The sequence below is a fragment of the Acinetobacter sp. ACZLY 512 genome (genome assembly GCF_023614015.1).
Lineage (GTDB): Bacteria > Pseudomonadota > Gammaproteobacteria > Pseudomonadales > Moraxellaceae > Acinetobacter > Acinetobacter soli.
In genome coordinates, this window is sequence record NZ_JAKIVI010000001.1 from 1 (window position 1) to 21,598 (window position 21,598).

A 21,598-nucleotide genomic window follows, 5' to 3' on the forward strand; every position below is an offset into this window, starting at 1 on the left:
TTCTAAGCGTTCTAGGTAAGTTTTAAGTTGAGTCTTGATATTTTGGTCTAACATGCCTAACAGCTCCAAAGGAGTAAATAATTTAACTTGTTGAGAAGAATAAGATAAATGCATTGATAGGTGAAACGGTATGTTTTTATCAATACAATCGGTTTTTTGAATAAAGACTAAAATCGAGCTTCAATCCGCCGAATACGAGCTTTAAGGTTTACATTTAAGCCATAAAGTATTGCCCCAGCCAAAAACGCCACAAAGCTTAATCCCCAGCTCAATCGCTGAGTGACCTCACTGATACGTGCTGCTTGACGTGCTTGCGCATCGATACTTTGCGCCATCGGTGTGATGCTTTTTCCGTAAACTTGATGCTGAATGGTCCACAATTGCTCGCGTTTGAGGCCGTATTCAAAAAAATGTGGATCAGTGCGTTCGGCACGAATCAGACTACTGGTGTAGGATACAGCAGCATCCTTGTCTATGGGACGATGTAAAAGCGCAGTTTGCGCAAGTAAATAATCTTTGACGGGTTGAGGAGAATGGGCTTGTTGTAAATATTGAAAAATCGGACTGGTCTGAATGCGCTGATCATATTGAACCAACTCAGCATACGCTTGCGCCTCATCACTTTGCTGATGATATTGGAGAAAGGTTAAGCCAGACCAAATCAAAATCCATCCAATAAGCCATGCCACAAAGCGTAAAATCAAAGATTTAAATCGGACTTTAAAAAAACGGAATTTTTTAAGTAGGCGTACAAAAATAAAAGCACCAAAAAAACTCACCGTAAGTTTGAGTATCAACCACCCCAACCATGACAATAAGGTTATTAAATAATCGGGTTGCTCATCGACAAACAATTGTCCCTCAAATCCCGCTGGAATATGAAGCTGCTTGATTTGTGTACTCAAATCAAAAAAGCCATAAATGACGGGCTGAAGTGTAAATGAAAACAATACCGCAAGTGCACATACACTGAGTGCAGCAATCCCGAATACACTTAAGCCTCGCTGTCTTTTTTTCAAATTGACAAGACGAGCTTGGATATCTTCGGGGTGAATGGGGTAATGTTTGACCGATGGCAATGTTTTCTCCCAAAGCGTATTTCAATCAAGTTTCTGTTTTGGTGCGACTTGAATCAATCACCAGTTGCTGCAAATTATCTTGTAATGCACGTAAACGAACGGTAGCTTCATCGCGCTTTTGCATGCCCTCTTTTTGAATCTGAATCACATCATTGACCGTTTTAATCAGCGTATTTTGAACGTGCTCAAGTGTTTCAATATCAATAACAGACCGTTGATTGGCCTTCGCGGTGTCAATTGAATTTTGATGTAGTAATTCTGCATTACGTCGTAAAAGTTCATTGGTGGCATCATCAATATGTTTGGCAAGCTGCACACTGTTTTGTTGCTCTTGCAAGGAAATTGCCAAGCTAATCTGATTTTTCCAAGCGGGTAATGTAATGTTTTTTATGGCATAAAATTTATCCACTAGCATTAAGTTATTCGATTGAATAATCCGGATCATAGGCAATGTCTGCATGGCGGATTGCTGCAATACTTGTAAATCACTCACACGCTTTTCAAGATTATTGGATAAATGATTTAAATCGTAAATGGCCTGAGTATGCTGCTGAGCATTGGAATCTTCGGTTAATTTCTGAATTTGTGCTTGTAATTGTTGCTGCTTGATTTTTCCTGCTGCAACCAAAACCCCGAGTTGTTTGTGTTCATCTTGTACAGCTGTAAACATTTTATCGAGAGTATTCACTCGAGTTTTTAAGCCGATTTGCGTGGTCTCGATCTCTTTAACCAAACCATCAATCTGCTCTTTGGTATTGACAAAGTTTTGATCAAAGCTTTGTTTTGCGCCCTTCATACGATTTAGAAGTCCGCCAATCAATGGAATGGTCGAGGTTTTAGGTTTATTTAAAATACTTGAAGTGTTGAGCTGTTTGGCCACGTGTACCACTTCGTTCAATTTCTTACCCGTTTCATCGAGATCCTTACTACGCACCAAGTGTAAAAGCTCGTCCGTATATGCAGAGGTTACGCTGGCAATGTCTTTACCATATTCGGCTACAGTAGCGTGATTTAAATCTGCAAGCTCACGATGAGCATCCTGCACATGAATAAAATCCTCTGGCTGTAAACCTAGCGCTTTTAAATCCAATCCATCAAATTCATGCTGCGTGAGAGCAGTGTCGGATTTCATCACATTCGGCTGTTGGTCTGACTCGAACTGCGTCATGGTTCTACCCTCTTTTCTAATGATTGTCTTAAAATAGTTAATAAACTTTCGCGGCTATGATCAAGTTTTTGCAATTCAAGTGCCGAGCTGTTTTGCATACTTTGTTTCAAATGATATTGCCAAGCCGGAATCAGTACCTGCTGAGCTTCTTTAAAACGATCAAGCAAACCAAACGAGAGCTGTTGGGTTAAAAACATTTGCGTGATGGCAAGATCATTACTGGCTTGTAGTGTTTGCAAACTATTGATTTTTTTTGATAGCCGCTCTGAAAAGTGATCGAGTGGATGCTGATGGCGGACAAAAGCAGGATATTCACCCAAAAATTCTTGTGCAGCCACGATATAAAGTGCCATTTGTTCGCGCAGACCAAGTAACTGTTGAATTCGTGATTGTGATTTTTGAATTTCGACTGCAAGCTGCTGACTCAATCGATCCGCCTGCTCGATTAATGCATCTAATCCATGCAAATAATTGAGTTGTGTCTGATCATGCTCGATGTCTACGCCAAACCATTTTTGTAAACGATTAAAAGATTTTTTCTTAATGACCTTGTCAGATTTAGATAATTTATCAATCAAATGAGAAATCACACGACTTAAATCATGCGTAAGTTCAGGCGAGATTTGGTTCAGCAATACAGCCTGAGCTTGAATCAGCTGATCGGCATAGTGATTTAGTCGGTACGGATTGTCGAGTAGTGGCACAAGATCCATACGTTTGATCGCCAAGACCTGTTTTGGGTCTGTATCAATCTGATCAAGCGGAATTAATGCATTCAACTGAGCCATAACCATGAATTGAACTGATGAATACCATCATAGGATGATTTTAAGTAAACACCTAGATGATAAACTTAGCAAGATGATGGATTTATGTTAAACATTTTTTACACACTCCAAAAACCGATATAAAAAAACCTCCCGGATGGGAGGTCTTTTTTTCAGTATGACTTAGTTCGCATAAACTGGGAACTTCGCACACACTGCTTCAACTTTTGCTTTTACTTCAGCGATCACGCTTTCGTCGCCTTTGCTATCAAGTACATCAGCAATCCAGCCCGCCAATTCACGCGTTTCAGACTCACCAAAACCACGCGTAGTTACCGCTGGAGTACCAATACGGATACCAGAAGTCACAAATGGTGAACGCGGATCGTTTGGTACAGCGTTTTTGTTAACGGTGATGTTGGCAGCGCCTAACCATGCATCAGCTTCTTTACCAGTGATGTCTTGTTTGATAAGTGACAACAAGAACAAGTGGTTGTTTGTACCACCCGATACGATGTCGTAACCGCGCGCAATTAAGACATCTGCCATAGCTTGCGCGTTTTTCACAACTTGTTGTTGATACGTTTTAAATTCAGGCGTCATTGCTTCTTTAAAGCAGATTGCTTTTGCAGCAATAGCGTGTACAAGCGGACCGCCTTGATTGCCTGGGAATACAGCAGACTGAAGTTTCTTCTCGATTTCTTCATTTGCTTTCGCCAAGATCAAGCCAGAACGTGGGCCACGAAGTGTTTTGTGAGTCGTTGTTGTAGTAACGTCCGCAATTTGAACTGGGTTTGGATACACACCAGCTGCAACCAAACCAGCGATGTGTGCCATATCAACAAATAGATATGCACCCACTTGATCCGCGATATCACGGAAACGCTGCCAGTCGACAATACGGCTATAAGCAGAGAAACCAGCAACGATCATACGTGGCTTGTGCTCAAGTGCCAAACGCTCAACTTCGTCGTAATCGATTTCACCAGTTTCTGGATTTAAACCGTACTGTACAGCATTGTAAGTTTTACCAGAGAAGTTAACTTTTGCACCGTGAGTCAAGTGACCACCGTGTGCAAGGCTCATACCCAAAACCGTATCGCCTGCATTTAAAAGTGCAAGATATACCGCAGCATTTGCTTGTGAACCAGCATGCGGTTGAACGTTTGCATAGTCAGCACCAAAAAGCGCTTTTGCACGGTCAATTGCAAGTTGTTCGATTACATCTACATATTCGCAGCCGCCGTAATAGCGTTTGCCCGGATAACCTTCTGCATATTTATTGGTAAGCTTTGATCCTTGCGCTTCCATCACCGCAGGAGAGCAATAGTTTTCAGATGCAATTAACTCAATATGCGCTTCCTGGCGCGCATCTTCAGCTTCAATTGCTTTGGCCAATTCTGGATCAAATTCAGAAAGAGAAATGTTGGCAAACATTAGCGAGGGTCCTATGTAGTAGGGCTTTTAAGCCGTGCTAAGATTGGACGCTATTGTATCATGAAGTTTGAGTTTAAGCAGGGCGAAGTTGCTCAGTTATGCATAAAAATGGCTCATCCTGCGCGGATCAGCCATTTTGCCATAAAAAGATTAACTTACTGGGTAAACAAAGTATTTACGTCGGTGACAATATTGGAGATATTCAAGCTATACGCACTGCCGTGTGTCCAAGTCGGATTGGTAATAAAGTTGATATTCGTACCGGCTAATTTTGCTTCCGTAACAAGCTTGTTGGTTGCAATAAATGGCACCGTAGTATCGGCCTGCCCCTGATAAATCTTAATAGGCGTTGAAACTTTAACTGTTAGTGGTTGCCCATCTGTACTGGTAAAATTTTTCACTACAGGCAAATTAAGGAAACCATCCTGAGTACGACCATAGCCGACTAGCGTATTGTTATTCTTATTGGAATACTCAGTTAATCCTACTGCAAATGATTGTGCCAAGGCTGGCGCACAGACACTTTCTGCTTGAGCGGCAATTTTATCTGAAGGGCTTTTAAAAATTTGACTGTATTGCAAGGACGGATTTGGATTGCGCAGTCCGGCAGTAATTAAGGCTGTGTAAGTATCTAAATTGGTATATGTTGGAATTTGGACAGCTACAGGCTGGTTTGCAGCTGAAAGCTCCCCGGCGTTTAAAATAAGATCCAGATTTGATGCTGGTGCTACAGCGATTGTACCTTTATAGGTCAGCTTTGCACGCGACGCATATTGTGCTGCCCCGAGCGCGGCCTGTCCACCTTGCGAGTGCCCCACTGCGACCCATCTTGTGGCAGCTTTTGCTCCCAAATAGCTTTTTGCTGCTACAACCGCATCGGTAATTGAATACGCTTCACTTTTTACATTTAAGAAAGGATGAATTTCTTTACCATTCGGCTCTCCCAATCCTTCATAATCTGGTGCTACAACAACATAACCCTGCGCCAACAACTGAGTGATCATGGTTTTTACATTTTCATCCATAACATTACGACTTGGCGCACAAATATCAGCCACACCTGTCGTTCCATGTGCCCAAGCCACAATTGGCCAACCTGCACTTGGTGGTGTACCTTTTGGTGTGAAAACCAGTGATGTTGCCAATACTTCTTGCCCACTTATTCCGAGCATTTTGTAAGTCATGACCACACTTTCACCAGCAACCTGATCCATACCAGATTGAGTATATGCTGCAGGTATTCCTACAACAGGATTCTGAATATTATTTTCAGGCACATTACTTGATGAGCTTGATGAATCGGAGTCACTACTATCATTACAGGCGCCTAGAAAAATACAGGCACTGAGTGTGGTTAAAACCATGAGATGTTTTTTCATTGTTGCTTTGTCCTTTAAGCTTCTTTGCTGATTGTATTTATTTTCTGTTTAAACATAGCGGAAAAGTTAGCGGTTCACAAGCATCGCTTGCAGGTTGATCAAACCACCTTTTAAAGGCTTTGCCTGATTACAAGAGAATGATAAATTGACAAATCACCTGTCAGCTTACTGAGCAATATGAACGCCATTATTTTAGATACCGAAACGCATCAGTTAAATGGTAATCCAATTGAAATTGCTTATGCGCCTGTAGAAATCTTTGAAGGTAAATTAACGCTCGACAAGAGTGAGCTATTTGATCAACTTTATAGTGTAGATGAACCGATTTCATATGCTTCAATGGCCGTTCATCATATTCTAGAATCTGATCTAGAACATCAACCGCATTTCACGACCTTTTCTTTACCTAAGCAAACACAATACATTATTGGACATAATGTCGATTACGATATCAATGCAATTGCGAGATGTGGTGTCGATACCTCACAGATTAAGGCAATTTGCACATTGGCACTTGCGCGTAAAGTGTGGCCACAAGCTGAGGCACACAATATCTCTGCGTTGATTTATCTAATCTCAAAAGGCAGTATAAAAGCACGAGAAATGCTTAAAGGTGCCCATCGTGCCGATGCAGATATTATTCTGACAGCCAATATACTGATGCATATCGTACATCATTTAAATATTTCAAATATCGACGCCCTTTATGTCGCCTCGGAAGAGGCACGGATTCCTGAACAAATTAACTTTGGTAAACACCGTGGCACTGCAATCAAGGATTTACCACACGATTATGTGCAATGGCTACTACGTCAGGATGAACTCGATCCTTATCTTAAAAAAGCCTTGGAAACCAAGGCCATTTCATAAGTGAAATCCTGCCAGATTTTATAAAAAACAAGTTATATATTTAAGGTCTATTACTGATAACTGATAGACCTTATAACTATATAAGTTTTAAAAACTCGATCTTGAGTTTGATTTAGATGCGGTTTGTCTAAGTACATCTATGCTATTTTTGCATAGATGTACTAAAGCCACTCAACAATTTTAATTTTAGTATAATTTTAAGATATTGTTTTTTATGATTTTTATTTTAAAAATTAAAACCAAGCTATTAGATGACGACTGGCACGTCTAAAAAATAATCGAACTACGACTAAAGACGAAGAAACATTTAATGAAATTCTTAGTATGATGCTATGAATTTTCAAAATATGCATATTTATAATTCTTATGGATATGCAAGATTTAGCCCTTTAGCCCATCTCGATGGGCTCTTTTTATTTATACGCCAATAAAGATCAATTGCTTACAATTGATGATTTAATAAACATAAGAAAAACTTCTGTGTATGAGTCACTTTACCCCAGGCCTTTTTTTGCCTATGATGTGCTTCGCATGCGCTCGTAGCTCAGTTGGATAGAGTACAGGTTTCCGAAGCCTGGGGTCGTGGGTTCGATCCCCGCCGAGCGCACCAGATTTAAGTATCACCGAGTATCAAGAAGTCTCAAAAGCCTTGATAAATATAACATCTAAAAAATTAAACGCCTCACTAAGTCTCATCTTTCCTCATGAATTACCGCAAACAATACAGTAAAAATAGCGGTAAAAGTATTACACATCATATTTTTACCGCTCAAGCATCATTTTGAAATTAACTTAAATCATTAAATATGATGTAGATTAGACTAAGTTTTTTCAGACATAGCTGGAATTATTAATGACTAAAGTTATTAAATATCTAATATTTTTTTCTTTAGTATGCTTTTGTAGTTTCAGCATATGCTCAAGTAACTATATATACACCCAAAAATCACTTGGGCTGGGAAGGCTTTGATATGGACTATGTATCATTTGATGATAATAATGATTATAGAAAAACTTCAAATGAGGTGTTTGATAAAAGAATGAAGACTCAAGTTGCTATTTTAAACTCCTATCATTCTGATAAACTTAAATTTGAGCAAAGATTAACTGATCAACTTCAAGCTCAATGTGACTTTCTTGCTGATGCTACTAAGCTTATTGCTGTATATTCATCTCGATATCCAAAATTATTACAACAACCAGATGCTAAAACCCTTTTTCTTAAATCTCGAGAATACTTAGATAACTTCAAAAATCATAACTCAAAATGCGATGTAAATGGATAGTATGTGCGCAAACTATGAACCTATAAAACGCTCTCAAGCAATCCAGCTCGGATTGTTTGAACCGACTTTCGATTACAAAGCGGATATCTATCCGGGTTATGACTGCCCTCTCATCTTTAGTACTGGCGATACTATTGAATGGCGTGAAGTAAAGTTTGGTCTTGTGCCGAAATGGGCGAAGGATCTAAAAATCTGTCGTAACACATACAATGCCCGTACAGAGACTGTTCATGAAAAACCATCATTTAGAAATGCATGGGCCAAAAGTCAGTTTGCATTGATTCCTGTACAAACCATTTTTGAACCACGCTATACAGATGATGGCAAGGCTGAGCGTTGGGGAATTTACCGGAAAGATCATCAACCTTTTACCGTTGCGGCCATTTACGAGAATGCTTTGATCGATGGAAAGCAAGTGCGATCAATGTCTATGCTTACGATTAATGCGGATCATCATCCATTCATGAAACAATTTCACAAGCCTGAGGATGAAAAGCGATCTGTAATCATTATCCCGCCTGATCTTAGAGAATCATGGCTAAACTGCGATCACCAAGATGCCAAAGAATTCTTTTTTGATATGCCTATCGATGAATTCGATGCAATGCCTAAATCTGATATGAAGAATTTCCGACCGCACATCCTTTGAGTGACAAAAATTAATCCTCACGAATGTGCCTAGTGCGTATGATCTTATTATTACTCTAGCTCTTTAATTTTAAATTTCATTGTTTAATCACAATTCGAGTTAGTGTGGCATTCTAAAGTTACATTTTTTTGATTGATGCAAATTAAGAACACTGTGTTATATATTTGAGCTGTTATTTTCTCAAGAAAATACTATGATCAATCCTTAATTTGGTTGGACTTTTCCTATGGAATCCCAAAAAAAATATTATACTAGGACAGCACAATGGCTTCATTGGATTATGGCCCTTATTTTTATCTCTGCATGGATCATCGGTTTTTATAGTGGTAACTTTTTGAGTTGGGAAACTAAAGGAGACTTAAGAGGAAATATGATTGATTTGCATAAAAATATTGCAACAACTCTTATTTTCTTAATTGTAATACGTATTTGCTGGCGATTCACTCACCCAACACCAAAACTTCCAGATACAATGTCATTTGCAATGAAACGTTTTGCTCATTTTGCACATTTAGCTTTATATTTAATGCTTATTGCTTTACCTATTACGGGTTGTTTATATAGTTGGACAGCAGGACATCCGGCGCCAGTTCTATATCTTTTTGAAATTCCGCGTCTAGTTCAACCGAATCCTGAATTGAGTGAGTTTGCACATACTATTCATGTTTACGTTTCTTGGTTTGCGAGTTTACTTATTGTAGGTCACATATTAGCAGCACTTAAACATCACTTTATTGACAAAGATGATGTGTTGAGAAGTATGACAAGTCAGCCAAATGACTAAAATATTATTTTCAGACTCTTGTTAAATCAAAATAAAATTAGCGAGATAGTTTTACTTAACCCGAATCATGTTTAAGCCGATGTTTCCATAATACGAATCATTGGCTTATTTTGATGACAAAGTTGATAAGCGCACAAAGACGCATAAACGCCTGTCAAATAACCTGTAATACTCCGTGCTTTGCTCGTGACTAAGTTGTATGTCCCTTTTAGCAAGCTGAATAATGTTTCTATTTTATTACGTTGTTTTAATTGGTAGTTATCCGCTTTTGATAATTTAATCGCTTGCATGTTTTTACGATGATAGGTCATCAAATCAATATCTTGATCTTTAAGCCTGCTCTTAAGCTTATGACTAATATAGCCGCGATCAGCATACAATTTGGCAGTCATTCCTTTGACTAGTTGCTCCACCATTTTGATATCTGCTGTATGCCCATTAGATAAAATCGTATTTACTATCCCACCTGATTGATTCATTAGCAAATACAGCTTACAGCCAAAGAACCAACCCATTGAGCTTTTTCAACGTGTTGCAATAGCCGATAAAGACTTATGACGTTGTATTCGCTGATTTTTTCAGACAGGTAATATGGTTGAATCAATCCATAAATAATTGCTTTGCTGATCTTTCATCAAAGCAAAATGTAGGGCATGTAAAGCCAGTTGATGTGTATTCATCAGATGAATCATGCGTTGATAACACGATAGATGTTTAAATAGATGGCTATTGTTATATTTTAACGCTGTAAAGAATGCTTTGAAATTATTGAAATGAGAGCACTTATACCAAATTGCAATAAAGGTAATTTCAGAAATACTGAGCTGAGCAGGGCGAACTCTTAAGCATCGAAAGTTCTGCTTTAAGAAATTCCAATAGATTGATTCAAATTTTAGAAAGAAATCATCAATTATGCAGAATAATTCGGTACTATCAATCATAAGGACTAGAGCTTTAAGTTTGGTGTGGTAACTCAACTGATGGCTCTAGTCCTTCTCTTTTTCAAGTCAATTGCTTATCCGAGATTCGGGTTAGATAAAATTATAGCTATATAAAATATTTTATAGAAAAAATATAAAACATAAAGACCATAATCTAAATTCTATTTTCATTCCTTATTTATATAGATTAATTTAATTTCTATATATCTGATTTTCTTTAATATAAGTATCAAACTTACTCCACCCGATTAAATATATTTTCATGACGATCATTGTACTTATAGAAATTAAAAGCATCATTAAAACATCAAGCGTCTGACTCAAGTAAAACAACATACCATAATAAAATAAATGACAAAGCAATGATGAAACAATAGTCTTAAAATAGAAGAAAGTTAGTAAACCAAAGATAATGGCACTTACGGTAATATTGACATATTTATGAATACCAATTCGGTAAAATATTACAATTAAAATAGAAACAATCATCATATACACAAATGATATAAAGATATTTTTAACAATCTGCATTTTGATGACCTTTTCGAATGAAAATAAAAATTTCCTCCTCCTTAGGAAGGTGTATGCTAAGGAGGAGGAAACACGCTATACATTATCTAACTCGTAAGTCCCCTAATCTTATTCTTTTATTCTTTATAAAATTATTATAAAGGTGTTTAAGTTATTATTCATTTTTCTATGGAAAAAATGAACAAGATAATGTACGAACTGAGTATAGATAACTTACGCAAACTTAAAATAATCCATAGCTTACATGATTGTGAGAAATAGCTTACATTTGTCTATTTTTTATACAACATCAATTTTTAAAAATAAATTATATTTCAATAAATTCAAAATCTTATGTATACCATTTGGTAAATTTTTCATTATATATTTACAAAAACATATAAAACCACCTGTAATTAGAAACATTTTATTTTATATTTTTTTACTTATAAAACAGTGATTTAGTTTATAATATACATGAATCGGAAAATTCCTTATGAAAGAAGTGGCTTTGTCGATTAAAACTATGTATTGTGTGCGGCTTATCACATAAAGACCAATGCACACCTTACATTTCTTGTTTTACCACACGTGGGCGAAGTACCAGTGCCATTACCCACTAAAAACCTTATTGTTAGCTTTGGAAAATGTCATGGAAATGGTTAGAATCTTGTACGCAAGTAAAGCAAGTCATCTACACCCAGAATTAAAGCAAGATCTGATTGATATTTTAAACACTGCTGTTGATTTTAATTCTAGAAATGAAATAACAGGTGTACTATATTACGGATATGGTTACTTTGTGCAGTGCCTAGAAGGTGAACAATCGAAAATCGATACGCTTTTTTATCAACATATTCTCAAAGATTCCCGACATCAAAATTGTGAAATTCTATATCGTGAATCGATGCAACAGCGCCTTTTTAAACATTGGAGCATGAAGTTTGCACCTGTAAATAAACGGTTAGCTGATTTTTTCCAACAGACCCATCTAGATGAATTTAACCCTTATCTTTTGTCTGACTCAACAATACCGTCATTCATCCAGCTTTTAAGTGAAGAACCGCACACGTTGGCAAACCAGTATCATCATCCTAAAATTTGATTTCGATTTATTCTCAATAGCAGGACGTAGTTAATGAAAATAAGACTGTGCTACTCCAGCATACGACCAGTGGATGCTGGCGATTTGATTGAAGATCTGAATGATATTTTAAGTAAGGCTCGTGATTTCAATGCAAAGCACCAAATTTATGGTGTACTGTATTATGCCAATAATGCATTTTTCCAGTGCCTTGAAGGTGAAGAGGAAATCTTAAACGATCTTATGCAACGCATAATGCAAGACCCTCGTCACCATGAAATTAATGTGTTTGAAGCCATTGAAATTAAAAGAATTTATTTTAAAAAATGGTCGATGAAATATGTTCAAAAAAGCTCTAAAATTGACCTTTTTTTCCAACAGCTCAATGCAGATGGTTTTCACCCCTCCATGTTGAATGAGGATGTTCTACCCCAATTTGTGAATGAGTTGCTGCAAGAAGAGCAAACTAAGCTGCGCCGCAAGGTGGGGCTTCATCAGCGAGGAATTAACCCTTACCTGTAAAAAGCCCATCTCTACGGCGCTTATACAATTAACAGATCAATGGCTTATAATCGCATAGATTTCGATTCACCCAGATTGTCTTGCTCTCCCGTAACTGAAGCTTTGGCAAGCTTAAATAACGTCACAAGTTTTCCATCCCCTTCCCAATATTGCGCACCATGGCATGTGACTTGAATCAGTTGAATATCAGGATCGTGTAAACCTTCTTTAAAGAAGATTTGATAAGCAGGCGACCAGAGTTCTTCAAGCAACTGTGGATCATTAATACACTGCGCCTTACCACTGATGGATACAAAAGAATCACTACCCGAATAAGCAAGGTTAACTTCTGGCTGTGATGTAATACTTTGAACTAATTCAGAGTGTTTGGCTCCGATGAAAAATACATTACCGTCAAATGTTTTATTTTGTCTGGTCATAGGCGCACTATGTAAGTGTCCGTCATGATTGGTAAAAGTAACCATCACGATTCGACTATGCTGGATCAGTTTTTCAATTTTTTCGTAATCGTTTAAAGTGTTATCCATGATATTTTCTTCAATGTAAAAATATCAATATGGCCTATTTATTCAGATATTTAAATTTCATCCTGTTCATGGTGTGTTGTATTTCGATACACAATCTTCAGTTCATGTTAATTTCGCATCAGTTCAAGAGAATAGCGGATGATCTTCATCGTCAATGTGAATAACCTTAAAGGTAAGATCCTTATAAACTAATTTTTCATTCACTTGAACACGATCAAGTTGGGTCCATAACTCGAAAGGAAAAAACTCCGATGTTGTTTTATAAATCCATAACCACTGACACGTTTCAGTTTTCTTGATTGGATCTACAATAAGGTCTTTCACTCGCATAAGATGGTGAATGTTCGAATATTTATCCTGTAAAGTAACGTGTCGATTATTCATAACTCTATCTTAATTTATCAACTTAAGCCTTTTGTCATCTAATAGTTTATGCCAAAGTGCTTCTAGATCACACGTTCCAATATATCATAAGTGTTTTTTTATATTTCTTATAATACATAATGTATCCTATTTTATGCTTATTGTTTCGTTTTACTTAACAATTTTAAAAAGCATCATGCTAAATAACTATATTACACATCACATAGTATGTCTGTTTTTTCAGCGTTCTATATTTCGTTCCGCTCAATCCCATCTTATCACTTGGTTTATTTTTCGATATCACTCAAAATAGTACTATTAAATTAAGTGTGAGCGTTTCATGACTGATGCCTTGATATTACGTGATTTGTCCAAAACTTATCGTAATGGATTTCAAGCCTTAAAAGGAATCAACCTAACTGTTCCGGAAGGTGAATTTTATGCGCTTCTAGGTCCAAACGGTGCTGGAAAATCGACCACCATCAGTATCATCAGTTCCTTAACAAAAAAAAGTGCTGGTGAGGTCAATATTTTTGGCCATGATTTAGACAAGCAACCTTCCCGTGCAAAACAATGCTTAGGTGTTGTGCCACAAGAGTTTAATTTTGGCCATTTTGAAAAGACCTTCGATATTCTGGTGACACAGGCTGGTTATTACGGCATCCCTAAAAAACTTGCCGAGCAGCGCGCAGAATTGTATCTCGAAAAATTAGGGCTTTGGGAAAAGCGCAACATGCAAGCCAGAATGCTTTCTGGCGGTATGAAGCGTCGACTAATGATTGCTAGAGCCATGATGCACGAACCAAAGTTACTGATCCTCGATGAACCTACCGCAGGTGTCGATATCGAGTTGCGCCGTTCGATGTGGGATTTTCTAGTCGAGATGAATAACGCCGGTACTTCAATCATTTTAACCACGCATTATCTTGAAGAAGCCGAAATGTTATGTCGCCGCATTGCAATTATTGATCGGGGCGTGATTAAAGAAGACACCACGATGAAAAGCTTCTTAAATCAGTTAAGTGAAGAGTCTTTTATTTTTGATCTGGCAGAACCAGTTGAGCTATCGAATGACCTTAACATTATTGGGGTGCGCTTTAATTTGATCGATCCGCTGACACTTGAAGTGACACTAGATAAAGCACACAGCATGAATGATTTGTTTCAGCTTTTAGAAGCACAAGGCATTCAAGTCCGCAGTATGCGTAATAAGTCCAACCGACTCGAAGAATTATTTGTACGTATGGTCGAAAAAAATCTAGAGCAACAAGGAGCGGCACAATGAATTTTAGTCAGCTCTGTACAGCCTTCGGTACCTTAGTACGTAAAGAAATTCGTCGTTTCATGCGGATTTGGCCTCAAACACTGCTCCCACCTGCCATCACAATGAGCCTGTACTTTATTATCTTTGGTAATCTGGTCGGTTCTCGTGTCGGTCAAATGGGTGGATTCAGCTACATGCAGTTTATTGTGCCGGGTCTGATCATGATGGCTATCATTACCAACAGTTATGCAAATGTTTCGTCAAGCTTTTTTAGTGCTAAGTTTCAAAAAAGCATTGAAGAACTGATCATGAGCCCGGTACCTTTACACCTCATTTTGTGGGGCTATGTGGTTGGAGGCGTGTTTCGTGGGGTTTTGGTGGGCATTATTGTGACCATGATGAGCCTATTTTTTACCGACCTTTATATACATAACTGGTTTGTGACTATTTATACCGTCTTGGTCACATCCTTTTTGTTCGCTTTGGGTGGATTCATCAATGCCGTATATGCCAAATCGTTTGATGATATCTCGATTATTCCCACTTTTGTTCTTACCCCTTTAACGTATTTAGGTGGCGTATTCTACGCCATTAGTGCTTTGGGGCCATTTTGGCAAAAATTATCGTTGATCAATCCAATTGTGTATATGGTCAATGCATTTCGCTATGGCATTTTGGGTCAGAGCGATGTCAACGTTTCATTGTCACTGATTGTGGTGACCGTGTGCTGCGTTCTTTTATATGGCGTAGCGTATTATTTACTTTCTCGTGGTTCAGGAATGCGTGAATGAGTGTAGAAAAATCTCTTTTAGGTAAAGAAACAGAATATCCAACAACTTATGAACCCGGCATTTTGTTTCCTATTTCACGTTCATCTTCACGTGAACAATATGCAAACATTACTGGTGTTTCTCAGGGCAAAGATTGGTGGCATGTTTTTGAGCTTTCTTGGCTCAATCAAGACGGGATTCCACAAGTTGCAATTGGACGGATTACCCTTCCCGCAACCTCTGAAAATCTGATCGAGTCAAAATCATTAAAGTTATACTTTAATAGTCTAAACTTTCATCATTTTGTGTCTAAAGCAGCACTGATTGACCTTGTTGAAAAAGATTTGAGTCAAGCTGCCAATGCAAAGGTCGGCTTTGAGTTGTTTGATGTAGATGCGCTCGAGATCAGCCAACCGTCTGGAATCTGTATCGATCAATTCAAACCAGCACGCTTGGAGTCACATCCGGATGCAAGCTTGCTTGCGCTAGATGCTGATGACCAGTCACAAATCGAAGTGAATTTATATTCACATCTATTACGCAGTAATTGTCCTGTGACTGGACAGCCGGATTGGGGAACAGTTTTCATTCGTTATCAAGGTATTAAGCCTTGTTATAACAGTATTCTCGCGTATATTATTTCTTATCGTCAGCACAATGGCTTTCATGAGCAATGCGTCGAGCAGATGTACGCCGACATATGGCAAAACTTAAAGCCTGAAAAACTGATGGTGTACGCAACCTATACGCGACGCGGTGGTTTAGACATTAATCCGTGTCGTGTATCTGACTTGTCATGGATGCCAAGCCCTATTCGATTGGCCCGACAATAAAATCAATAATTGAGGATCAGACATGCCATTTTTTGGTTTTACTCCATCTGAAGCATTGCTTAAAAATATTCAGACAGGTATCGAAAAAAAGAACTCAAGTGAGCCACTGTATCCATTACGCGATCAGGTAGCCCTACAAATCAATGATGAAATTATTGATGCGCTTTTAATCGAACTTGTTCGTCGCTTTCCAGAGAGCGATAAGCGTGAAACCGCTGAAAAATTGGCAGGCTATGTCAAATCAACCGTTGCCGTTTTGCTCAAACAACTTTTAAGCAAAGCGCCCAATGATGTTGTAAAACAGTCCATCGAGTTTTCCGAACGTAGTTTATTTAAAACTGCTGAAGGAGAATATAAAGTCGGTGAGTCGCTTGATCCAGGTTTGGTCACAAATCTGAAGCATAGTTTTGCCGAAATTCAAGCAGGTAATGCTGTCGACAAGCAAGCACTGGCTGAACTTTATAAGCAATTTGCAGATGCCACGATCCGTCATTTTATGATTGAATTTAATAAAACACTGGATTTAGGCATGATCAAACGCAAGGCTGCAGATATTGGCGCTGCCGCAGTGACCAAAGCCGTTCATATCGCCATCGATAAGCTGATTCCAAATCTAAATCGTTTAGAGTTAAAAGCGCTCGCTGAGTATCATGATACGTTATTTTTTAGCAACTAAAACATAGCGCAAAAAAACCTGGATTTTTCCAGGTTTTTTTATTGCAAAATATGGATATAGATTGCCTAAATTAAGGGATATGTTAGCATGCGCCATGCATTGATTATTCCTTTGTAAAACCTTATGTCTCCAAGCTCTCAATACAAATTTCTACGCCAGGCGCCGCGCGATGGCTTAAGCACAGCAATGCTTCCATCCAAATGGCAAAGATTACATATTGATCCTTGGTTATGTTCTTTTCTGATTTTAAATGCCTGTCTTGGGCTGACTGTCTTATATAGTGCCTCTGCACAAGATATCGGGTTAGTCTCTAAGCAAGCCATGAGCTTTGGAATTGGCTTTATTGTCATGTTGACGCTCGCACAAATTCCACCGAAGGTTTATCAAGCATTTTCTCCTTATTTTTATCTGTTTGGCCTCTTTTCACTGATTGCTGTAATGGTATTTGGTGAAATTCGCATGGGTGCACAGCGCTGGATTGATATTCCCGGTTTCGGAAGTGTACAACCCAGTGAGTTCATGAAAATCGGTATGCCAATGATGGTGGCGTGGTTTTTATCGCGTAAACCGCTTCCGCCGAGCGTTCCCAATGTCATGATCACCATGCTTTTGGTTGGAATTCCATTTCTTTTAATTGCAGAACAACCTGACTTGGGTACATCTTTACTGGTATTGGCCAGTGGGTTATTTGTGTTGTTTTTAAGCGGGCTCTCTTGGAAACTCATTGGTGCTGCTGTTGCTGGCGCAGGACTTTTAATCCCAATTGCGTGGGAATTTTTATTACATGATTATCAGCGACAACGTGTACTCACACTCTTGAACCCCGAGGCAGATGCACTCGGTACAGGCTGGAATATTATTCAATCAAAAACAGCTATTGGTTCAGGTGGATTTTCAGGTAAAGGCTTTTTAGAAGGTACACAATCACATTTACACTTTTTACCTGAGGGTCATACCGATTTTATTATTGCAGCCTACTCCGAAGAATTTGGTTTGATTGGTGTCACCATTTTAGTGCTGCTGTATTTTGCAATTATTTTTAGAACATTCCAAATTGGATTACAGTGCTTTCATAACTACGGCCGCCTTGTTGCAGGGTCGTTAGGTTTGTCCTTTTTTGTTTATGTATTTGTAAATGCTGGCATGGTTAGTGGTATTTTACCCGTAGTGGGTGTACCGCTTCCGTTTATGAGCTATGGCGGCACCGCAATTATTACCCTGATGGCGACTTTTGGACTGGTTATGTCGATCCACACCCATCGATAATTATATTTTTTTATTTTAATTCAGGAATTTATAATACTATGTTGAACATGGTAGTGAAGCAACCATTTAGACGTTTTTTACTTCTCGGCAGTTTTTTTCTTACTGCCAGCTGCTCTCAGGCGAACGACTTTATCACTGATCCAAATTATCCAAGCTTTAAGCAAAAAACCATGGCCACTTATGGTCTGACTGCAGAGCAAGTCGACAATGCGATGTCAGGCGCCAAAAATCTTCCCAATATTTTAAACATCATGACACGTCCTGGTGAAAGTAAGCCATGGTATGACTATAAAGCCATGTTTTTGAGCGAAGGTACTATTCAGCGTGGCGTGCGTTTTAAAAATCAGTATGCAGATGTTTTAAACCGCGCAGAACAGCAATTTGGTGTGCCGCAATCGATTATCTTAGGTATCTTAGGGGTCGAAACAGGCTATGGCGCAAACAAAGGCTCGTTTATCACGCGTGACGCACTTGCGACTCTAGCTTTTGGTTACCCTCGCCGAGCAGATTATTTTAGTGATGAATTAGGTGCTTTGATCGCTTGGACATATAAAGAAGGCTACCCAACCAACAGTATCTTGGGTTCTTATGCGGGTGCAATTGGTTATCCTCAATTTATGCCAAGCAACATTACCAAGTTTGGTGTTGATTACGATGCAAGCGGACATATTGACCTACGCAATTCTGCTGAAGATGCAATTGCATCAATTGCAAATTACCTTGCTCAAAATGGCTGGCAACGAAATCAACCTATTGGATTTGCCGCACGTTATACAGGTAATACGCCAGATACAATTATTGCAAAGGATCTGACCCAGCCTACCCCTTATGGCGCACTCAAAACGCAAGGTGTTACGCCGCTAAATCCGATTGTGAAAATCGATGATCTTGACTTGGTCAACGTTATACAATTACAAGAAAATTATGGTCCTATGTACTATATTACCTATCCAAATTTTCAAGTCATTACGACCTATAACCGCAGCAGAATGTATGCCACAGCGGTTTGGTTATTGGGTACCGAAGTCGCCAGTAGATGATGGAATTTTTTAAAAATATATAAAAGTCAATAAATATTTTTGTTAAAAAGAGCACTAAATAGCCATTTTAAACTTAATGTTACAATTTAGGTTATTTTTTGCTCATTTTTTGTGAGATTTTGTCCTTTTTGTAACTTTTTTACTTCAAACACTAGACACTCTGCAAAGCCGATGAATATCATCCCCCTCCATAAAGCAATTGCAAAAGTGAATAAATTAGGCTGTTCACATTATTTTGGCTACTTGCTAAGCCTTGTGAATTGTCTCTAGGAGTTTAAGTAATGCAGTTAACGTTAAAGTACGCTTTAGCACTCAGTATTGGACTGGCAGTTATCCAGTCACAAGCAGAAATGGTTCCCGCATCATCTCTTAATGGCGATGCAGACGGTTCAAGTTTGGCTGCTCGCGTCTTGAATAAAGATTCGCAGAACAACTTCAATTCCCATTTCTCTAATTTAAATAGTCTTTCAATCACCGAAAGTTCGGGTGACAAAATCCGTCGTCAAACTATCGCGGCTAAAATCGAGATCCCTGAAGAAGAGCCTTCAGTGATTGAAAAATTAAATTCTGTAGCATCGAACACTGTTCGTAAATTTAGCCAGACTGGTATCGCATCTTGGTATGGTCGTCAGTTTCATGGTCGTAAAACGGCTAACGGTGAAACTTTTGACATGAATGAGCTTACTGCAGCACACCGTAGTCTGCCGCTGAATTGCTACATTCGCGTGACCAATAAAGACAACGGCAAAAGTGTCGTGGTTAAAGTCAACGATCGAGGTCCATTTCATGGCAATCGAGTCGTAGATTTATCTTACGCAGCAGCTAAACGCATTGGACTCGCGAATGCGGGTACAGGCAAAGTAAGTATTGAGCGTGTTGATGGTCCAAATTCATAAGCTTTAGCTCCTTCACTTTTGCAATAAAGAGGCCACCATTCGGTGGTTTCTTTATTTTTGTTCGATACATTCTTGTTCTGATGTGTGAATGTTTAAGTTAAAATGATTAGCCGTGGTTCACAATGCAATTTTACGAAACGATCACTTTTTAAACACAAAAACTAACCAAATTGTAGCTTGGTCTTAATTTGCTCTGATTCGCGTGCTATACAACAAAACCCCTCCAAAGCTACCCTAGTAGCAAAAATGTTTAAAGATGCGGTTTAACGCGAGCTTATAAGGCAAATTCGAGAAAGTTTTAAGGTCACTTTTGCTCAAAATGGTTTTTCCAATTGTTTTAAACGTTTTTGGCGATGAATTTTACATTTTTTAGATTTGTCCGCCCGAGTCAAAAATCTGTTTTGACCGCATGCATATTGTGTTTTATATTCGTTAAATAAAGGAATAAATAAAACAAGGATGATCCACATGAAAACCATTACGGAATGGTTTGACGAATACAGCCAAAGCCATCAAAACCAAACCAATAAAAAAATTCATTGGGTGTGCGTACCTGCAATTTTGTTTTCAATTATTGGTTTGATTTACCATTTTAGTGCATTACTGACCGCACTCCTGATTGTACTTTCACTGATATTTTATGCTCGACTAGACTTAGTCCTTGCCGTGGCAATGGCGGCTCTGGTTGCTGTCATGGCATGGCTGATCTATGTATTGCCTGTTGGCATGGGGTTTTATGTTGGTGTTTTTATTGTGGCATGGATTGGGCAATTCTACGGCCATAAGGTTGAAGGCAAAAAACCTTCCTTTTTAAAAGATGTACAATTTCTGTTGATTGGTCCGCTCTGGTGCATGGATGCCTACTTGGCTAAAATTTTACCCAGCTGGAAAAGTAAACAACAATTAAATCAACACACACTCTCGGCATTTAATGAATGACTTAAATGTTTCGCTGGAAGCATCTCTTCATTACTGATAGATGCTTCCATTAAATTTTAGCCAGCCATTTAAGTGCCTGCCTTTCGGGTCACGATGCGTCCAGTGTATAACACCGCCTTTTGGCGTGTACTCATATTCACCATAAAACTCTACACGATCACCTTTTTGCAAGCCCTGTAAACGCGGCGATAAGTCGATGTTATGTGCAATAAGTACCGTTTGTCCATTTTCCAATCTTAAGATAAATTTCTGGTGCCGTGACCCTTGATTATCGTCAGGCAAAACGGCTTTGACCTGCCCTGCTCCTTGTACCTGAACATTGCTTTTTTTCTGCTCGAAAGCCAATTTGATTGCATCGTTGTTAAAATCTTGAGTAGTGACTTGCGATGTTTGAATTTGTGATGCAACATGAGGCTCACGTTGGTTTAAAACAAAAAAATACACCAGCAAAAAGGCGATAACAGCCACAACGATGTAGGTATTTATTTTTTTCATTTTTGAAATATCCATTTTTGTCTAAAAAAAAGCCCCTAATTTAGGGGCTTTTT

General features: G+C 38.5%; 21 protein-coding genes, 1 tRNA gene and 1 pseudogene. 15 read left to right on the forward strand and 8 right to left on the reverse strand.

What is annotated here, in order from left to right; genetic code table 11:
* Nucleotides 1-167 precede the first annotated feature (167 nt).
* The 5 genes from L2096_RS00005 to L2096_RS00025 all read right to left on the reverse strand — a co-directional run bounded on the left by L2096_RS00005 (nucleotide 168) and on the right by L2096_RS00025 (nucleotide 5,830).
* A complete protein-coding gene (locus tag L2096_RS00005; RefSeq protein ID WP_104125264.1) occupies nucleotides 168-1,079 on the reverse strand; it encodes a hypothetical protein in 912 nt (303 codons plus the stop codon).
* Between the two features lie 25 nt (nucleotides 1,080-1,104).
* Complete coding sequence (locus L2096_RS00010) at nucleotides 1,105-2,211, reverse strand: toxic anion resistance protein (RefSeq protein ID WP_250364811.1); 1,107 nt, start codon at nucleotides 2,209-2,211, stop codon at nucleotides 1,105-1,107.
* Between the two features lie 32 nt (nucleotides 2,212-2,243).
* A complete protein-coding gene (locus L2096_RS00015; RefSeq protein ID WP_250364658.1) occupies nucleotides 2,244-3,035 on the reverse strand; it encodes a tellurium resistance protein in 792 nt (263 codons plus the stop codon).
* A gap of 162 nt (nucleotides 3,036-3,197) precedes the next feature.
* Nucleotides 3,198-4,451 carry a serine hydroxymethyltransferase gene (gene glyA, locus L2096_RS00020; RefSeq protein ID WP_004938470.1) on the reverse strand — a complete coding sequence of 418 codons (1,254 nt, stop codon included), beginning with the start codon at nucleotides 4,449-4,451 and terminating at the stop codon, nucleotides 3,198-3,200.
* 155 nt (nucleotides 4,452-4,606) lie between these two features.
* Nucleotides 4,607-5,830 carry an alpha/beta hydrolase gene (locus L2096_RS00025; protein WP_250364659.1) on the reverse strand — a complete coding sequence of 408 codons (1,224 nt, stop codon included), beginning with the start codon at nucleotides 5,828-5,830 and terminating at the stop codon, nucleotides 4,607-4,609.
* 177 nt (nucleotides 5,831-6,007) lie between these two features.
* On the opposite strand from L2096_RS00025, the gene L2096_RS00030 reads away from it, so the two are divergent.
* From L2096_RS00030 to L2096_RS00050, 5 genes are all read left to right on the forward strand, one after another.
* Nucleotides 6,008-6,700: an exonuclease domain-containing protein gene (locus L2096_RS00030; RefSeq protein WP_025094770.1), complete on the forward strand. Its 693-nt coding sequence runs from the start codon at nucleotides 6,008-6,010 to the stop codon at nucleotides 6,698-6,700.
* A 533-nt stretch (nucleotides 6,701-7,233) separates the two neighbouring features.
* A tRNA-Arg gene (locus L2096_RS00035) sits at nucleotides 7,234-7,310 on the forward strand.
* Nucleotides 7,311-7,671: 361 nt separating this feature from the next.
* Nucleotides 7,672-7,986, forward strand: coding sequence for a hypothetical protein (locus L2096_RS00040; RefSeq protein ID WP_213069569.1), 315 nt, complete (start codon nucleotides 7,672-7,674; stop codon nucleotides 7,984-7,986).
* A gap of 1 nt (nucleotide 7,987) precedes the next feature.
* Nucleotides 7,988-8,635 (forward strand): SOS response-associated peptidase, encoded by a 648-nt coding sequence (locus L2096_RS00045; protein ID WP_250364660.1) that lies wholly within the window; start codon nucleotides 7,988-7,990, stop codon nucleotides 8,633-8,635.
* A gap of 226 nt (nucleotides 8,636-8,861) precedes the next feature.
* Nucleotides 8,862-9,419, forward strand: coding sequence for a cytochrome b (locus L2096_RS00050; protein WP_119025988.1), 558 nt, complete (start codon nucleotides 8,862-8,864; stop codon nucleotides 9,417-9,419).
* Nucleotides 9,420-9,490: 71 nt separating this feature from the next.
* Here the strand turns inward: L2096_RS00050 and L2096_RS00055 are convergent.
* Nucleotides 9,491-10,360, reverse strand: a pseudogene (locus tag L2096_RS00055) (IS982 family transposase).
* Between the two features lie 1,162 nt (nucleotides 10,361-11,522).
* Between L2096_RS00055 and L2096_RS00060 the strand changes: the two are divergent.
* Together L2096_RS00060 and L2096_RS00065 are read left to right on the forward strand one after the other, a co-directional pair.
* Nucleotides 11,523-11,975, forward strand: coding sequence for a BLUF domain-containing protein (locus tag L2096_RS00060; RefSeq protein WP_004938485.1), 453 nt, complete (start codon nucleotides 11,523-11,525; stop codon nucleotides 11,973-11,975).
* Between the two features lie 33 nt (nucleotides 11,976-12,008).
* Nucleotides 12,009-12,476, forward strand: coding sequence for a BLUF domain-containing protein (locus tag L2096_RS00065; RefSeq protein WP_250364661.1), 468 nt, complete (start codon nucleotides 12,009-12,011; stop codon nucleotides 12,474-12,476).
* 44 nt (nucleotides 12,477-12,520) lie between these two features.
* Here the strand turns inward: L2096_RS00065 and L2096_RS00070 are convergent, their stop codons facing one another.
* A complete protein-coding gene (locus L2096_RS00070; protein ID WP_004947957.1) occupies nucleotides 12,521-13,003 on the reverse strand; it encodes a pyridoxamine 5'-phosphate oxidase family protein in 483 nt (160 codons plus the stop codon).
* Between the two features lie 703 nt (nucleotides 13,004-13,706).
* Here L2096_RS00070 and L2096_RS00075 point away from each other — a divergent pair.
* The 8 genes from L2096_RS00075 (at nucleotide 13,707) to L2096_RS00110 (ending at nucleotide 21,050) form a co-directional block, all read left to right on the forward strand.
* Nucleotides 13,707-14,651 (forward strand): ABC transporter ATP-binding protein, encoded by a 945-nt coding sequence (locus L2096_RS00075; protein ID WP_004938498.1) that lies wholly within the window; start codon nucleotides 13,707-13,709, stop codon nucleotides 14,649-14,651.
* On the forward strand, nucleotides 14,648-15,421 hold the full coding sequence (locus tag L2096_RS00080) for an ABC transporter permease (protein ID WP_004947963.1): 774 nt from the start codon (nucleotides 14,648-14,650) through the stop codon (nucleotides 15,419-15,421). The genes L2096_RS00075 and L2096_RS00080 overlap by 4 nt, the downstream gene beginning before the upstream one ends.
* Nucleotides 15,418-16,233, forward strand: coding sequence for an NADPH-dependent 7-cyano-7-deazaguanine reductase QueF (gene queF / locus L2096_RS00085; RefSeq protein ID WP_151753638.1), 816 nt, complete (start codon nucleotides 15,418-15,420; stop codon nucleotides 16,231-16,233). The genes L2096_RS00080 and queF overlap by 4 nt, the downstream gene beginning before the upstream one ends.
* A 22-nt stretch (nucleotides 16,234-16,255) precedes the next feature.
* Nucleotides 16,256-16,909, forward strand: coding sequence for a hypothetical protein (locus L2096_RS00090; RefSeq protein WP_004947971.1), 654 nt, complete (start codon nucleotides 16,256-16,258; stop codon nucleotides 16,907-16,909).
* Between the two features lie 123 nt (nucleotides 16,910-17,032).
* A complete protein-coding gene (gene rodA, locus L2096_RS00095) occupies nucleotides 17,033-18,175 on the forward strand; it encodes a rod shape-determining protein RodA (RefSeq protein WP_004938509.1) in 1,143 nt (380 codons plus the stop codon).
* A gap of 38 nt (nucleotides 18,176-18,213) precedes the next feature.
* Nucleotides 18,214-19,215, forward strand: coding sequence for a lytic murein transglycosylase B (gene mltB / locus L2096_RS00100; protein WP_502801279.1), 1,002 nt, complete (start codon nucleotides 18,214-18,216; stop codon nucleotides 19,213-19,215).
* Nucleotides 19,216-19,496: 281 nt separating this feature from the next.
* On the forward strand, nucleotides 19,497-20,111 hold the full coding sequence (locus L2096_RS00105) for a septal ring lytic transglycosylase RlpA family protein (protein WP_025094776.1): 615 nt from the start codon (nucleotides 19,497-19,499) through the stop codon (nucleotides 20,109-20,111).
* 468 nt (nucleotides 20,112-20,579) lie between these two features.
* Nucleotides 20,580-21,050 (forward strand): Mpo1 family 2-hydroxy fatty acid dioxygenase, encoded by a 471-nt coding sequence (locus tag L2096_RS00110; RefSeq protein WP_250364662.1) that lies wholly within the window; start codon nucleotides 20,580-20,582, stop codon nucleotides 21,048-21,050.
* A gap of 30 nt (nucleotides 21,051-21,080) precedes the next feature.
* Here the strand turns inward: L2096_RS00110 and L2096_RS00115 are convergent, their stop codons facing one another.
* Nucleotides 21,081-21,545, reverse strand: coding sequence for a DUF3465 domain-containing protein (locus tag L2096_RS00115; RefSeq protein ID WP_076032263.1), 465 nt, complete (start codon nucleotides 21,543-21,545; stop codon nucleotides 21,081-21,083).
* Between the last annotated feature and the right edge of the window lie 53 nt (nucleotides 21,546-21,598).